At 42.3% G+C, this 15,729-nt stretch carries 15 protein-coding genes; 11 read left to right on the top strand and 4 right to left on the bottom strand.

The features are described 5' to 3' along the window. Positions 1-84: 84 nt before the first annotated feature. Complete coding sequence (malK, locus tag OCU48_RS17025) at positions 85-1,209, bottom strand: maltose/maltodextrin ABC transporter ATP-binding protein MalK (RefSeq protein WP_141345072.1); 1,125 nt, start codon at positions 1,207-1,209, stop codon at positions 85-87. Between the two features lie 709 nt (positions 1,210-1,918). Here malK and malE point away from each other — a divergent pair. The 3 genes from malE to malG all read left to right on the top strand — a co-directional run bounded on the left by malE (position 1,919) and on the right by malG (position 5,648). Further along, positions 1,919-3,097, top strand: a complete 1,179-nt coding sequence (gene malE, locus OCU48_RS17020) for a maltose/maltodextrin ABC transporter substrate-binding protein MalE (protein ID WP_141345073.1) — start codon at positions 1,919-1,921, stop codon at positions 3,095-3,097. A 71-nt stretch (positions 3,098-3,168) separates the two neighbouring features. Beyond that, positions 3,169-4,746, top strand: coding sequence for a maltose ABC transporter permease MalF (malF, locus tag OCU48_RS17015; RefSeq protein ID WP_141345074.1), 1,578 nt, complete (start codon positions 3,169-3,171; stop codon positions 4,744-4,746). Positions 4,747-4,757: 11 nt separating this feature from the next. Further along, complete coding sequence (malG, locus tag OCU48_RS17010; protein ID WP_141345075.1) at positions 4,758-5,648, top strand: maltose ABC transporter permease MalG; 891 nt, start codon at positions 4,758-4,760, stop codon at positions 5,646-5,648. Positions 5,649-5,917: 269 nt separating this feature from the next. Here malG and OCU48_RS17005 read toward each other — a convergent pair whose 3' ends face one another. After that, on the bottom strand, positions 5,918-6,160 hold the full coding sequence (locus tag OCU48_RS17005) for a hypothetical protein (protein WP_141271234.1): 243 nt from the start codon (positions 6,158-6,160) through the stop codon (positions 5,918-5,920). A 391-nt stretch (positions 6,161-6,551) separates the two neighbouring features. Here OCU48_RS17005 and OCU48_RS17000 point away from each other — a divergent pair, with 391 nt between their 5' ends. From OCU48_RS17000 to OCU48_RS16985, 4 genes are all read left to right on the top strand, one after another. Then, positions 6,552-7,181, top strand: coding sequence for a hypothetical protein (locus tag OCU48_RS17000; protein WP_141345076.1), 630 nt, complete (start codon positions 6,552-6,554; stop codon positions 7,179-7,181). Between the two features lie 191 nt (positions 7,182-7,372). Beyond that, the gene (locus OCU48_RS16995) at positions 7,373-8,689 is read left to right on the top strand and encodes a peptidoglycan DD-metalloendopeptidase family protein (protein WP_208727124.1); all 1,317 of its coding nucleotides are present in this window, start codon (positions 7,373-7,375) and stop codon (positions 8,687-8,689) included. 15 nt (positions 8,690-8,704) lie between these two features. After that, on the top strand, positions 8,705-9,052 hold the full coding sequence (locus OCU48_RS16990; protein ID WP_141345077.1) for a hypothetical protein: 348 nt from the start codon (positions 8,705-8,707) through the stop codon (positions 9,050-9,052). Between the two features lie 305 nt (positions 9,053-9,357). Continuing rightward, positions 9,358-9,492 (top strand): hypothetical protein, encoded by a 135-nt coding sequence (locus OCU48_RS16985; RefSeq protein ID WP_280176873.1) that lies wholly within the window; start codon positions 9,358-9,360, stop codon positions 9,490-9,492. A gap of 77 nt (positions 9,493-9,569) precedes the next feature. On the opposite strand, the gene OCU48_RS16980 is transcribed toward OCU48_RS16985, so the two are convergent. Then, complete coding sequence (locus tag OCU48_RS16980; RefSeq protein ID WP_141345078.1) at positions 9,570-10,184, bottom strand: glutaredoxin family protein; 615 nt, start codon at positions 10,182-10,184, stop codon at positions 9,570-9,572. Between the two features lie 151 nt (positions 10,185-10,335). Continuing rightward, entirely contained in the window at positions 10,336-11,277 is a 942-nt protein-coding gene (locus OCU48_RS16975) for a porin (protein WP_141345079.1), read from the bottom strand. A 487-nt stretch (positions 11,278-11,764) separates the two neighbouring features. Here OCU48_RS16975 and OCU48_RS16970 point away from each other — a divergent pair, with 487 nt between their 5' ends. Genes OCU48_RS16970 through OCU48_RS16955 form a run of 4 tightly spaced genes read left to right on the top strand, consistent with a single transcriptional unit; the run spans position 11,765 to position 15,721 of the window. Continuing rightward, entirely contained in the window at positions 11,765-12,550 is a 786-nt protein-coding gene (locus tag OCU48_RS16970) for an outer membrane lipoprotein-sorting protein (RefSeq protein WP_141345080.1), read from the top strand. Positions 12,551-12,553: 3 nt separating this feature from the next. Continuing rightward, positions 12,554-13,783 carry an ABC transporter permease gene (locus tag OCU48_RS16965; protein WP_141345081.1) on the top strand — a complete coding sequence of 410 codons (1,230 nt, stop codon included), beginning with the start codon at positions 12,554-12,556 and terminating at the stop codon, positions 13,781-13,783. Beyond that, entirely contained in the window at positions 13,773-14,990 is a 1,218-nt protein-coding gene (locus OCU48_RS16960; RefSeq protein WP_141345082.1) for an ABC transporter permease, read from the top strand. The genes OCU48_RS16965 and OCU48_RS16960 overlap by 11 nt, the downstream gene beginning before the upstream one ends. A gap of 11 nt (positions 14,991-15,001) precedes the next feature. Beyond that, positions 15,002-15,721: an ABC transporter ATP-binding protein gene (locus OCU48_RS16955; RefSeq protein WP_141345083.1), complete on the top strand. Its 720-nt coding sequence runs from the start codon at positions 15,002-15,004 to the stop codon at positions 15,719-15,721. Positions 15,722-15,729 lie beyond the last annotated feature (8 nt).

Below are 15,729 nucleotides of genomic sequence, written 5' to 3'. Positions count from 1 at the left end.
AACATTGATATTGCTTTTAAATATGTAACGAGGGAGCTCTTATTCGGGCTCCCTCGTAATATATTAAGTGTATTAGTTTATGTTCTACTTCTCAGGAATATCCGCACCCACTTCTTGATGCAGACGACGACATGCGCGGCCATCATCGTGGAATAGGTGACAGCGTTTAGGGTCGATACCGATAGCGTACTTATCGCCAGGCTCTACTTGTAGTGTGTCTGGCTGACGGAAGTTGATGTCAGTGTCAGCGCTTTCTACAGATAGGTAAACTTGCGTTTCTTGACCTAGTTTTTCAACAATGGTCACTTCACCTTCGATAGTGGCTTCAGAAGAGTCAGACATCAGTAGGTGCTCAGGGCGGATACCAAGAGACATACGGTCGCCAACGTTAACAGTTGACCCATCTACTGGAATATTGAATGCAGTCTTGTTCTCCAGTTCTACTTTAACGTGCTCAGCTGATGCTTCGATAGCGTGTACGCTGATGAAGTTCATCTTAGGAGAACCGATGAAACCTGCTACAAAACGGTTTTGCGGGTAGTGGTACAGATCTAGAGGCTTACCAACCTGAGAGACGTAACCACCGTCAAGAACAACAATTTTGTCAGCCATAGTCATAGCTTCAACCTGATCGTGCGTTACGTAGATCATGGTGCAGCCTAGTTGGCGCTGAAGCTTGGTGATCTCACTACGCATTTGTACACGCAGTGCGGCATCAAGGTTAGATAGAGGCTCATCAAGTAGGAATACTTGAGGCTGAGAAACTAGTGTACGGCCGATTGCAACACGCTGACGCTGACCACCAGAAAGAGCCTTAGGTTGGCGTTCGAGTAGGTGAGTTAGCTGAAGGATGTCTGCTGCATGCTTAACGCGCTTGTCTGTTTCAGCTTTGTCTGCTTTAGCCAGTTTCATACCAAATGACATGTTGTCATAAAGGTTAAGGTGAGGATACAAAGCGTATGACTGGAATACCATACCTACGCCACGCTTTGAAGGCTCGATGTCATTCATGCGCTGTTCACCGATGTAAAGATCACCTGAAGTGATGTCTTCTAGACCTGCAATACAACGTAGAAGCGTAGATTTACCACAGCCTGATGGCCCTACGAATACAACAAATTCGCCTTCTTTAATGTCTAGATCGACGTTCTTTGAGATTTTTACGTCACCATAGGATTTACAAACATTTTTTAACGTGACACTAGTCATTTGAGTTGATCCTCAATTTTAATTTTTACAACTTAGCGCTCATTTATGGTTATCGATTATTCCATGAGTACTAAAAATAGGAAACAGAAGTAATTTTGCAAAATTTTCTATGAGAGAACAGGAAAGAAAAAAGGTGGTGAACACAAAACACTAATACCAGAAGCTCCCCCCAGAGCTCAAAGACATCAGTTTATTTTGGTAACACCACCTGCTCATTTCGAAACGCCACTAATATCCCCCGCACTTCGGCGTATTTCCCGTCATGAATGCCATCACGTATAACACCAAAGTCGCTATTAGCTAGTTTGAAATGCAAATCTAACAAATCTCGTTAGAAAAGGGTTCTTACCATCCATATCTCGGATGTTGCTAGTTTGTGCAATTTTGTACCTAACGACATCCTCCTGATGAAATTTTTTGTAGGGGGAGTAGCGGGGGAGGAGGGGGAGGGGTGGAGTAGAGTGTCAAATCGATCAATATCACTTTTATTATGCTCTTTGTGGTGACTTGAATCACAGGAAATGATGTTGTGTGATTTAAGTCACTCTTGATGAGCGAGCAAGATCACGAAAATGCGCTAGCTTGTATAGGGCGTAGTACTCGGGAGGATGATGAGTGAAGTGGACTAGCGGATGATAGATGATGAAATTTGGCTTTCAGGAATTAATAGTTGATAGCCCTACATCAATAATAAAAAAGGATTAAACACATGAAAAAAGCCCTAAGCACAGTGGCACTTGGCACTTTAGTTGCTCTTGGTTCGTTTGGTGCGCACGCAGCAATCGAAGAAGGTCAACTGACTATCTGGATTAATGGTGATAAAGGTTATAACGGTCTTGCCGAAGTAGGTAAACGCTTTGAAGAAGACACGGGTATCAAAGTCACTGTAGCTCACCCAGATGGTTTAGAGTCTCGTTTCCCACAAGTAGCTGCTACTGGTGATGGTCCAGATATCATCTTCTGGGCACACGACCGTTTTGGTGGCTACGCTGAGGCTGGTCTTCTTGCTGAGATCAAACCTTCTAAAGAAATTAAAGAAGGCATCGTCGATTTCGCATGGGATGCTGTGAACTTTGAAGGCAAAACGATTGGTTACCCAGTAGCTATCGAAGCGCTTGCTCTTATCTACAACAAAGACTTAGTTCCTAACCCGCCAAAAACGTGGGAAGAAATTGCAGCTCTTGATGCAAAGCTAATGAAAGATGGCAAGAAAGCAATCATGTGGAACCTAAAAGAACCGTACTTCACATGGCCACTAATGGCTGCTGACGGTGGTTACGCATTCAAGCCTACTGATACGGGCTACGATGTAAAAGACGTTGGTATCGATAAACAAGGCGTTAAAGATGCAATGAACTTCATCAAGTCTTTAGTCGATTCAAAAGTCATCTCTGCCGATATGGATTACTCGATTGCTGATTCTTCTTTCGCGAAAGGCGAAGTTGCTCTAACAATCAACGGCCCATGGTCATGGGGTGGTTACGAAAACAAAGTAAACTACGGTGTAACAACGCTACCAACGTTTGAAGGTCAACCATCTTCTCCATTTGTAGGTGTACTTACTGCTGGTATCAGCACGGCTTCACCAAACAAAGACCTTGCGGTTGAGTTCCTAGAGAACTACCTACTGACTAATGATGGTCTACGTCAAGTAAATGATGACAAGCCACTTGGTGCTGTTGCGCTTAAATCTTTCCAAGAAGAGCTAGCTTCAGATCCTCGTATTGCTGCAACAATGGCAAGTGCTGAAAATGGCGAAATCATGCCTAACATCCCTCAGATGAACACATACTGGGGCTCAGCGAAAAACGTTATCGTTAATGTTGTTGACGGTCGTCAAGATGTTGACTCTGCTCTAGCTGACGCTAAGAAGCAAATGCTTAAGTAACACCCTTTAAGGAGGGGGGTATCCCCTCCTTACTTTTTTTGTATTTTTTTATTCGCTAGTAGGTTCTTTTTATGCAGACAGTTCAATCTTCTGGTTCTGTTGAGACGCCTTCCGTTGCCAACAATACTAAGTCAGTATTGAAATGGGCAACTCTTGGCTTAGTCGGAATTGTAAACGGTTATGCAACCGTTCTAATGTATGCTCGTGGAGAAACGGCATTTGCCCTTCTTACACTGATTTTAACTGCGTTAGCGCTATACATCTTTGGTAGCAAGAAAACCTACGCACACCGTTATATTTATCCGGGTGTTGCGGGGATGATTCTGTTTATTCTTTTTCCACTGGCCTATACCGTAAACTTAGCATTCACAAACTACAGTGCAAAAAACCAACTTACATTAGAACGTGCTCAGTCAGTTTTGGAAAATCGCACTTTCCAAAGTGGTGATAGTTATCCGTTCCAATTGATTAAAACAGCTGGTGGTCACATCATCAGTGTTACAGACGGCGATCTAACCTTAGCAACGCGTGAATTTACTCTAACTAAAGACGTTGAAGGTACAGATCTAGAGCTGACTGCAGTTGATGAAAACTCTATCGTTGGTGAAAAACAAGCGATTCGAAGCATTATCGCAGCGCGCCCAACGCTAAGTAAAATTGACCTTATTAAGCCTAGTGGCGAAGCCGTACGCATGAGTGGTTTGCGTAAGTTTGCAGGTGTAGAGCAGTTGTTTACGTTGCAAGACGATGGCAAAACCATGCTTAACAACCAATCTGGCGAGACGTTCATGCCAAATATGGATGTTGGCTTCTATCAACCCGTTGATGCCAATGGCGAATTTGTCGGCAATACCGTTTCACCTGGTTTTGTTGTTGGTATTGGTACTCATAACTTTGAACGAGTTTGGAAAGACGACGGGATTAAAGAACCGTTTATCTCAATCTTTATTTGGACCGTTGTTTTTGCCGTTCTAACCGTTATCTTCACACTAGTTATCGGTTTGGTGCTAGCAAGTGTTGTTCAATGGGAAGAGTTAAAAGGTCGCGGATTATACCGTGTGCTATTGATACTTCCATACGCGGTACCAGCGTTTATCTCAATCCTGATCTTTAAAGGTTTATTTAACCAAAGCTTTGGTGAAATAAACTTAGTGCTCAATCAAATCTTCGGCATCTCTCCTAACTGGTTCTCTGACCCATTCTTGGCGAAGAGTATGGTAATGATAGTGAATACCTGGCTAGGTTTCCCTTACATGATGATCCTATGTATGGGCCTACTTAAAGCTATCCCTGAAGATTTATACGAAGCATCTGCAATTGACGGAGCGGGTCCTTTAAAGAACTTCTTCCACATTACTGTGCCATTGATGATTAAGCCAATGACACCGCTACTAATTGCTAGTTTTGCGTTTAACTTCAACAACTTTGTAATGATTCAGCTATTGACCAATGGTGGTCCAAATATGATTGGGACATCTGAGCCAGCAGGTTACACCGACCTACTAGTAAGCTACACCTACCGCATCGCGTTTGAAGGTAGTGGTGGTCAAGACTTCGGTCTAGCAAGTGCAATCGCAACGCTTATCTTCCTATTGGTAGGTGGTATGGCACTACTAAACCTTCGTTTCACTAAGCTGTCTCAAGATTAAGGAGCAATACAATGGCAATGGTACAAGGTAAAAACCTTAAATACCGTGTTTGGGCAACACATATTGCTCTATGGGCATTCTTGTCTCTAATTATTTTCCCACTGTTGATGATCATTGCGATCTCATTTCGTGAGGGTAACTTTGCAACGGGTAGTCTTATTCCAGATAACCCATCACTTGAGCACTGGAAGTTAGCGTTAGGCTTCTCGGTAACAAATGCGGATGGTACGGTCACACCACCTCCGTTCCCAGTATTAACTTGGTTATGGAACTCTATAAAAGTAGCAGGTATTTCTTCGATTCTAATCGTTGCACTTTCAACTACTTCAGCCTATGCCTTTGCTCGCATGCGCTTCAAAGGAAAGAGCACCATCCTAAAAGCGATGATGATCTTTCAGATGTTCCCTGCAGTACTTGCGTTGGTGGCTATCTACGCATTGTTTGACAAACTAGGGCAGTACATTCCGTTCCTAGGCTTGAATACACATGGTGGATTGATCTTCTCTTACCTAGGTGGTATAGCACTGCATGTATGGACTATTAAGGGTTACTTTGAAACCATCGATAACTCCCTTGAAGAAGCGGCAGCTCTTGATGGCGCGACCCCTTGGCAGGCATTCCGTCTGGTTCTGTTGCCGCTATCAGTACCAATCCTTGCGGTAGTATTCATTCTGTCGTTCATTGCGGTAGTGGGTGAAGTGCCAGTGGCATCGTTATTACTATCCGATGTTAACTCGTACACTCTAGCGGTTGGCATGCAGCAATACCTATACCCTCAGAACTATCTATGGGGTGATTTCGCAGCGGCAGCAGTACTGTCTGCACTGCCTATCACTATTGTATTCCTACTCGCACAGCGCTGGTTGGTGGGTGGTCTAACAGCTGGTGGTGTGAAGGGATAACCTCTTCAAATTGATAAAGTAACCAAGGCTGAGATTTAGTCGTCTGTCTTTAATATAGAAGTCCTCGAGTCGTAAGATTCGAGGATTTTTTTTATCCTAGATTCGGGCTCTATATTAAATGGGACTGATTGAAATAGGGCTCTCAATGAAATGCACACCCATTTTTTTGGAAAGTTATTTTAAAAAACGAAGTCGGTTTGGCAGGGTTAACTTATATGTACAGTGAGGTCTATGGTGACGCATTAAGATGCATCACCATAGACACTCGATCAGATGTTTTCTAGATTTGATGGGGCGTGGCCTAAGTGCTGCATCAATACATACACACTTTCTTGATGCAGCGCTACTTTTCTGAATAGGTGTGCAAATACAGAATCACCACCAAAACATTGATTAATATAGTGATCGATCTGTTGTTCAGAGTAACCTTCCACATACATTGTTCTAACCCAGTGATACTCGACCGATTTTTGGTCTCTGATGACATCAATTCCCAGCTTTAGATCTTCCATTTTTTCTCTTAGTTTTGCATCAGTTTGCAAGGGATTCTTGCAATCACTGCTATGAATTAGCGATTTCGCTGATGAATTTAACCAGAAGTAAATGAATAATTGATTACAGTAAGGTTTCAGAAATATTTAAACTATTTCAATTGATGAATAAATAGGCGCGGTTGGAAGGAATCTGTGTTTGGATGATACCTGCGTACAAAATAACAGTAATTCACGGTATGACAATAACTTAGAGAGACTAGGTATGTCGGGTAAAAAGAGATGAATGGTTATGCAATCAAAGATTGACAAAAGTCAGTGATAAAACTGGATATAGCCTGTTAGAATGTGCGGCTGATAGCAATGTGCACATCTGGATAGCTTAGAGCAGGGATTAGGTTAGTTTAGTTATATGCCAAACATTATAAAGTTTGTTACGATTTTCTCAGTCTTAGTAGTGAGTTTATCAATAGGGATAGCAAACGCACATGCCAAGCGCCATCACCGAGATGTGATTGAATTTGGTCAACCAGAATACGTTGTTTTGGAAAGTCAATGTGAGAAAACGGGCTTAAATTTACCTCGAACTCTATTGGTTAAGCCCGGAGCAATGGTGGATGTGAGTATTCGCTCGAATCTGTTGTTTCGTCGTGGCTCTGAAAATCCTTACTTGTATGAATCTGATTACTCTTATAATCAAGTCAATGGGAAATTGTTACTTGATACCCATTGGGTGTGTGAGGTAAAGCAAAACGGATTGCATCCTACGCTTTGGATAGTGCCGTCTATTGTTACAACATCGGGTAGTGGCGCGTTTTATTACCTTGGTGTGTATAGAAAAGAAGACAAACATTTCTCAGTGATACAAGAACTCTTTCTAGGCGATCGAATACAGATTGAATCTTTGTCTCTTACAGGGGATGTAATCAACTTGACCTTCAAACAGCATGGATTGAGTCAAGCTCTGTCAGATGAGCCTAATGAACTGATAAGTAGAAAGTTTTCTATCGTTGGAACGCAACTGTTCGAACAAAGAGATTGAACTATTGCTGATGCGTGCTGTTTAACTCTCTACGGAATGGATTCATCAAATCACGATTACTAAGACGTGCTACTTGTCCTTTTAGGAAGATAGACGTTTAGTTTGAGCTTTGTAGCTCGTCATTTATAGATAGTGAGCATACGAACATTTTCAATGTTTACGTGTTCATACAGATTATTTTAGTAGGTAACTTGGTGTTCAAGCTTAATCAACTTAGTCAACAATCTCGGTCAAGACTCAAAAAGGCCCTGTTGATTTTGCCATTAATTTTTGGCGTTAGTGCGGTATGGTCACATACACAAAATGAGCGTAAATTTGTAGAGCTTAATCTAGAGAGCTCAGCATTGCCTGCAGCGGTATCTGATCATGATAGTAAAGCAATAGAGGCGAGACCAACCTACAGTTACACCATCCAAAAAGGTGATAACTTAAGCGTTATCTTTGCCAAATTAGGTGTTTCTTATAAGAGTCTTCTGAGCATTATGGAAGAAGATTTAAACCATTTGTCCCTGGATACGCTGCGCCCTGGCGATAAATTAGCATTTTGGATAGACGAAGCCTCTGGTGCGCTAGACAAGATGGAATTGGAATTTAACCCTGCTGATAAGGTGCAGTTTACTCGTGTTGATGAGAATGCCTACACGTTTAAAGATGTCTCTATTGAAGGTGAATGGGAAACGGCTGCGTTAGTTGGCAACGTTCATGGTAGTTTTTCTCAATCTGCGAATAAGCTTGGGATGAACATCAATGAAATACGTGAAATCACCGACCTGTTAAAGGACAAGATGAACTTTACACGTGATCTGCGTGCAGGTGATAAGTTTTCTGTTGTTCATAAAGTGCAAACGGTGAATGGCAAAGAAACAGGCAGTCGTGAAATAGAAGCGATTAATATCTTCAACCAAGGTCGCTTGATCAGTGCTTATCGTCATACCGATGGGCAATATTACGACGAAAATGGTGAAAGCCTACAGCGTGCATTCATGCGCTATCCAGTGAAAAGTCATAGAATCACATCAGGCTTTAACCCTCATAGACTTCACCCTGTGACCGGTAGAGTATCGCCCCATAATGGCACTGATTTTGGCGTGGGTGTCGGTACACCGATAATGGCAGCAGGGGATGGAAAAGTGATTATGGTTCGTAATCACCCTTATGCAGGTAAATACATCGTACTTGAACATGGCTCAACGTATAAAACACGTTATCTTCACCTAAGCCGTATCCAAGTGAAGAAAGGGCAACAAGTTAAAAGAGGCCAGCAGATTGGTTTATCGGGTGCGACTGGCCGAGTTACAGGACCACACCTTCATTATGAATTGCTGATTCGAAATCGTCCTGTCAATGCAATGACTGCGAATATACCAATGGCAGAATCTGTTCCAAAGACGGAAATGGCTAAATTTGCAGCAAACCGAGATACATTGCTGCAAATGATGAAGGAACAAGAAGTATTGCTTGCGAGTCAAAATGATCCGCAGAATAATAAGCAACAAGAATCACTTTAATCTAGGTAAATTTGAATGAACCAGAATGAGTTCGAGCAACTAGTAAAATCAGCCAGCGAATGTGCTGATCTTCCTTCTGCACTTCTACTATTACAAGAGTGTGAGTATGAAGAAGTTTCTGAGGTTGCGCTATCACTTAAGGGACAGTTTGCCGTTGCTGAGGTTGATGGAGAGCAGCGTGTCTATCATGTCACTACGCAACAAGAAGGCGATGATCTACAAGAATATGTAGAACATGTCATGAACACAGATGAACATGTTATTCGTTTTGTTGCTTGGTTTTTTGATGCTTACTTTGATGTTAAGCAACGTGACGCCTATAAGTTGGCTGGGAAGACATATCAGCAGCCAAAACGGGGCTAAACAATTATCTGCTGAATAGCAAAGAATAGAATCCGCCAGATGGCGGATTTTTTTTGATTTCGATCCAGGGAAGTGTAATTTTAATACACTTTATGGTAATTGAAAGATGGTTAAAATAAGCCATTGATTTTAAAGGAACTTATAGATCTGTATTTTAGTTTAATACAAGCAAACTGTTCATTTTTAGTGCTAGCGTGAAATTTAATTTCATAATAGTGTGATGGGCGTCTTGTTTTTCTTTCATTCACAGCTACAATCAATCCAAGATATGAAATTAAATTACAATATAGAGATTGGAGTACATCATGGGCAACGATTTAGGTGCATTGATTATCGGTCAACAATCAGCAATTAGAATGATGGAACAAAAGTTCGATGGCAAAATCGAACGTCGTAAGCCTTCAATGTTTAAGAAACTAATGAAGAAACTGACAAAGTAAGCGTGTAAACAACGTAAACGGAATTGAAAAAAGGCGCTGATAGTTTTCTATCAGCGCCTTTTTAGTTTTAGAGTTTGTTAGCCTGTACGTGCTGGGATATCGACAACGTTGTTAGGGATGATGGTGTTGTCTTTGCTGGTAAGCCATTTTTCTAGGTTATCCGCACCACCAATGTACTCGCTGTTCATCCAGATTTGAGGCACTGTTACTGGTGTTTTTTGGCCAATATGAGCTTTTACCTCAGGGATCATACGGTAGAGCGCAGCACTGTCTTTGACCACATCATGATAGGTATAAGGGATCCCGGCTTCATCGAGTATTTTTTTTGCTTTTACACAATAAGGGCAAGTGGCTTTACCAAACACAATGTTACCTTGTAAGTCGTCTTGCTTTGTCCACTCGGCAATCACAGATTGTACTAGAACGCCTCGGTTTAGGGCTTCACCTTGACTGACCACTTTGCCTTCGACGACTAGAATAGGGGCGTGCCATGCACCAAGTCTCAATGGTTCCCACCAATGCGAAAGCCAATCTTTTACTTCCAACTCTACGTCTACACCAGAGAGTTCATTTTCAAAGGTATCTTTTAAAATGTCCTTGGTTAATGTGCATTCACCACAAGGGATATTGACCTTAAAGGGTCCCCAACTTCCAGCCCAGCGATATAGAGTGATTTTGATTGGCTTGCTCATGATGCGATTCCTTGTGCGATATGCGTCTCTTGTTACAGTAGAACATATTGCGCCGGAAAATCTTTCATAAAAAATAAAATAATCCGCAGAGACAAAAAGACCGAGCGTTAAGCTCGGCCAAAGGACTTATCAGAATGAACTGAATGTCGGACTAGAAATCGTAACGAATACCCGCTTGAATTTGGTCGTCTAGGCTGTCAACTTGCTCAAACTTGTAACCCGCGTATGTGCGTAGGTTACCGTTGAATTTGTAAACAGCTTCAATTGCAAAGTTATCAACTTCATCTAGACCGGTAATAGCTTGCTTAGCAGCAGTATCCACGTCGTTGTAGTTGTATACAGCGACAAATGTCCATTTGTTTAGTTTGTATAGAGCCGAGATTTCAAATGCGTTTACATCTTCATCTGCAACTGAACCTAGCGCGTAGTAACCACCTAAAGTGAAGTCAGCGATAGAGTATTGAGCTGCAAAGTTAATCTGGCTGTCATCGTCGTCACCGTCTGTTTGACCAACATAACCAAGACCTAAGTCAAGACCAAAGTCAAAGCCGTACATTGCGGCAATGCCGTAGCTGTCAGAGTCTTTCTCATCGTTTGCTAGGTAGTTAGCTTGAATATCGAACCCACCGAACTCACCAGAGTATAGAAAGTTGTTGGCACGTTTATCTTTGTTTCCAGCTACGATATCTGCTGCATCTGCGCCGAACGTTGCCATGGTATCTGTTACGTCGGTGAGCATAACCTGAGCTGAATCTTGCTTACCGTAAGAGAACTCGCCAAAATTTGTGCCAATACCGGCAAAAGCGTAACGGTTTTCGATCTTTGAGTCAGTATCGAACTGTGCTTCGTATTTACCAAAGCCGTATAGGCTGTCGTTGATTTGAGATTTACCAACTATGTTCAAGCGAGCACGAGATTTGTCATCAAATGCGCTATCGCTAGCAGACTTGTTGTTATCAGAGATATTGAAGCGACCTTCGGCACGACCACCAATCTTTAGCTCTGAAGTGTCATCTTGATATACCGTTATTGCTGCCGCTGAACCAGAAGCCATTAAAGCTAGAATCGCAGTAGTTAGTGCTGCCTTTTTCATTTGAAAATTTCCTATTTTGTAAAATATGAGTTCGCACTCTGGAGTATTTATTTGGGTCATTGCCCGTTTGATTTGCGACTAATTTAGATTCCAAATATGAATGTCTAATGACTCAAAAATGACGACTAGGTTACGAATGTATGGCAGTTTTATTAATCGGTTGAATTTCAATCTATTGATTTTAAAGAGAATTTTTAAATTTGACCGTGTTTGTACAGGACGCTGTAGCGTTAAGTCTTTGAAATTAAACAACTAGAGAATATATAGATGAGACAGCACCTTCTGTTTTAGTCGGATTTCTAGCTAAAAATGTACAGGTATTTTCAACTAACCATAAAACTGTTGAAGTTCAAGTAATTGAGTCGTTATGTGATCTGAGTCACGTACGGTTTTTGCATATTGTATAGTTCTTGAGCGGTGTCAGAGCTTAGCCTAAGAAATTGGTGAATACTTTGATTATGATTAATAGGGAACTTGGAAAAATAACATGCATTGTGGAGACTCTGAACACAGCATTTTGCTATCAATATTAAGTCTGTGGCTGTTGCTTCTGGTTCCATTTCATTCTATTCACGCACAAACACTGTCTGCCTCAGAGGTAGTTAGCCTATCCGATCAGCAAATGCGGGGCGCTTCTGGATACAGTGAGATGACTATGACCATTGTTCGTCCGACTTGGTCTCGTAGTATGAGTATGAAGTCTTGGAGCAAAGGGCTGGATTTATCTTTGGTGTTAGTCACGGCGCCTGCCAAAGATAAAGGGAGTGCCTCACTCAAGCGTCACAACGAAATGTGGAATTGGATTCCTAGCATTGAGAAAGTCATAAAAATTGCTCCATCAATGCTCGGACAATCTTGGATGGGTTCTGACTTTACTAATGATGATTTGATTAACCAAAGCTCTATTGTGGTGGATTATCAGCATGTATTTACGGCCAGTGAAGTGATTGACGGTATAGAGTGTTACGTCATTGAGGCGACCGCAAAACTAGACGCTCCAGTGGTATGGGATAAAGTGCACCTTTGGATATCAAAAGGCAATCTTCTGCAACGTAAGGTAGAGTTTTACGATGAATTCGAAGAGCTGGTTAGCACCATGAAAACCTCGGATATTAAAGCCATGGGAGGTCGTAATGTGGCATCAAAAATGCTGATGATACCTGCGGATAAAGAGGGTCATCACACTGAAATAGAGATTCATGCTGCGCAGTTTGATTTTGACATTGAAAACGGGTTTTTCTCTCAAAGTCAAATGCGGGTATTGAGAGATTAACGCATGTTATTGCGATTAGCATGGCGAAATATCTGGCGGCAAAAACGTAGAACTGTCCTAACGGCATCAGCGATTGCGTTAACACTATGGTTATCTCTGGTTATGCGGGCCTTTCAAGAGGGGCAGTATACCCACAATATTTTGAATAGTGCGAAGATGGGAACCGGTGTTGTTCAACTTCAGAACCCTGAATTTAAAGAAAATAATAGCATTGACGAATTGTTGCCCGCCTCGGAAGCGTTTATTTCTGATATCCGCGAAATTGATGATATTGATTACTTATTACCACGAATAGACAGCTTTATATTGGCAGCAAGTGATCAGCGCTCAAAAGGCGTATTGCTGTCAGGAATTAACCCAATAATTGAAGATGCATACTCTAACCTGAGCGTGCGTATTATTAAGGGAGAGTATTTGTCGGGAGAGTCAACGGGTGTGATGGTTGGGGAGGGAGTAGCGCAATACCTCGGACTTACCGTAGGCGATGACATTATCTTTTATGGACAAGGCTATCAAGGACAAATAGCGGCTGGGCTTTTTGAGATCAAAGGTATTGTTCATTTCCCTATAAAAGAGATGAATAATCAGCGGGTGTATATATCGCTAGTTGATGCTCAACAGCTATTTGCAACGGGAAATCGTGTCACCTCATGGGTTATTGGTATTAACGACCTATCTAAACTTCAGTTGGTTATACAGCAACTCTACGATGCACATCCTAATGGTGTCTCTATTCGTGACTGGCGAGATTTATCCCCAGAGCTAGAGCAAAGTATTGTCTTAGATAGGGTGGGTGGTCTTATCATGATGTACCTACTTTATATCATTGTTGGCTTTGCTCTGTTTGCGACGTTGTTAATGATGACTCTAGAGCGTTTGAGGGAGTTTTCCGTTATGTTAGCGACGGGAATGGCTCGTAACCAACTATTGCGCCTAATCATTATCGAGTCGGGGTTAATTGGCTTATTTGGCATTGCTGTTGGGGTATTTACGGCCTCACCGGTACTCTTTTATTTTTACCATTCCCCCATCCGCCTGACCGGAGAGATGGCTCAGGCAATGTTGGACATGGGTTATGAGCCAGTGATGCCAGTTTCTTTAGAACCTGCGTTATTGTATGAACAAATCGTTGTAGTGATCACCATTACTATGGTGAGTCTTATGTACCCGATATGGAGAGTCATGAGACTGGATCCAGTATCTGGACTCAAGGGAGGAATACATGCTCATTAAACTAGCGTGGAGAAACCTCTGGCGAACGCCACTTCGAACTTCAGCCATATTAGTCGCCATTATTATAGGCGTACTTAGCGTGATTTTAATGATTGGCTTCATGTCCGGTTTGATGACTAATATGTTGGGTAATGTTATTCAGTGGCAAACCAACTCAATTCAAATTCATCACGCAAGATATTCTTTAGAACCCGATGTGAATCTCATTATACCCAATGTCGAATCTTTAGAGACGTTGATACAAAATGAGGAAGTGGTCAAAGGTTACAGCTTTAGGCATATCGTTACTGGGATGATCGCATCAGCCCGAGCCAATCGAGGAATAAAGATAATGGGTGTCTCGCCAGAGCAAGAAGCTAATGTCACACCCATAAAAGACAAGCTTGTAGCTGGTCATTGGCTAAGCGTAGAAGGACGAAATCCTATCGTAGTTTCAAATAAAATTGCGCAGAGATTGAAACTAAAGCTAGGTTCTAAGGTAGTACTGTCATTCAGTGATACTCATGGAGATGTCACTGGCGCTGCGTTTCGGGTTAGAGGTATTTTCATTAGCCCTAGTTCTTCATTTGATGATAGTAGCGTGTACGTACGGAAAAGCGACTTAATTGGACTTACTGCTATTTCGGGCACTCATGAAATAGCCATTACCATGGATGACTATCAGCTAGCCCCTGCACTGGTCACTAGGCTCTCTGGACAACTAGAGAAAGAGGTGAGTGTAGAAGATTGGCAGACCTTACAACCGTACCTAAAGACGCTTATATCCAGCATGCAGTCATTTAATTATCTACTCCTTGTCATCTTCGTAGCAGCAATGGGACTAGGAATCGTTAATATTATGCTGATGTCGGTATTTGAGCGAACACAGGAGTTTGGAGTGCTGATGGCTATTGGAATGGCACCCGAGAAGGTAAGAAACTTGATTGTATTGGAAGCGAGCTTTTTAGGGCTAACGGGTGCGGGTGTTGGTGCGCTTCTTTCTCTAGTTGTCGTGATGATTTTAAGTACCACTGGCATTGATCTCAGTATTGCCTCCGAAGGTCTTGCTAGATTTGGCATTGATACTGTTTTCTATCCAGAAGTGGCAACGTCTGAATACCTTACTTTGGGGTTTTGCGTTTTGTTGGTGAGTGTATTTTCAGCCTTATATCCAGCCAGACAAATTATCAAGCAAAGCCCAATCCAAGCAATGAATGATAAACATTGAGCGAGCGAATCATGGCTATCAAAGTGACTAAGTTGACTAAGACCTACAACGTGAACACAGATTTTCCTGTGGACGCGCTAAAGCTGGTGGATTTATCCATTGACCAAGGCGAATTTGTGGCAGTGATGGGACCTTCTGGATCAGGAAAGACAACGTTACTGAACATGCTGGGTGGGTTGGATACGCCAACACAAGGAGAGGTGAAAATAGATAGTCTCGTGATCAGTGGTTTGAGTGAGAAAGAGAAGATCAAGTTTCGGCGGGACCAAGTAGGGTTCATCTTTCAGGACTACAGCTTACTGCCTGTGCTTACTGCACTAGAGAACGTCGAGTTTATTATGCAATTACAGGGGATAACGGAGAAAGAGAGTAACGCTCGCGCAAGCAAGTTACTCGAAAGAGTCGGTTTGGGAGATCATGTGCATAAAAGGCCTTCACAGTTATCAGGCGGGCAACAACAGAGAGTTGCGGTGGCAAGGGCATTGGCACCAAACCCTAAATTCGTCATGGCAGATGAGCCTACAGCCAATCTTGATGCGAAAAGTACTTCAGATCTATTAGATATTATGCAGCAATTAAATGAGTCAGAGGGCACCACGTTTATCTTCTCAACACACGACCCTCGGGTCATTGCTCGAGCCGCTAGGGTGATAGTGATTGATGATGGCGCTGTGTCAGAAGACAAACTAAACCCCGAGTATCGGCCCCACTTAAGTTCAATGGTTGGGTGAGCTGAACC

The organism is Vibrio inusitatus (assembly GCA_024346935.1).
Taxonomy (GTDB): Bacteria; Pseudomonadota; Gammaproteobacteria; order Enterobacterales; family Vibrionaceae; genus Vibrio; species Vibrio inusitatus.
The sequence above is the reverse complement of the archived record's forward strand: the minus strand, read 5'-3'. Positions and strand labels throughout refer to the sequence as shown.